Origin of the sequence: Vibrio sinaloensis, assembly GCF_000808535.1 — a bacterium.
Lineage (GTDB): Bacteria > Pseudomonadota > Gammaproteobacteria > Enterobacterales > Vibrionaceae > Vibrio > Vibrio sinaloensis_D.
The window spans coordinates 1-344 of sequence record NZ_JWLV01000028.1; the positions used below are offsets into that span (position 1 = coordinate 1).

The following is a 344-nucleotide window of genomic DNA, read 5'->3' on the forward strand; positions in this document are numbered from 1 at the left end:
GTCACGTTGCCGCTGCCGTCCACAGTGAGCGTTTGCGGTTGGTTATTGCTGTCGACATACGTCACAACCATCTCACCGATGTCACCCGCTTCCGCGCTGTAACCATCAGTGGTTGGCGCGAGGTTGACCACCACTGGCGCTTCGGTTTCGTTAGAGAGTGAAACCGTGAACACAGCGTCAGTGCCTTCGTTTACCTCACCCGCGTCCGTTACAGACAGGGTTGGTTTACCAGAACTATCATCTTGGATCGTCGCTGTACCAGTAGCAGAGCCATTCGTGGTCACACCATTATTTTCGGTTACGACTAAGCCGAACGTTTCATCGCCTTCGTACACGTCATCACC

General features: G+C 53.8%; 1 pseudogene. It reads right to left on the bottom strand.

What is annotated here, in order from left to right:
• A pseudogene (locus tag RJ47_RS21455) lies at positions 1 to 344 on the bottom strand (hypothetical protein); the annotation flags it as partial.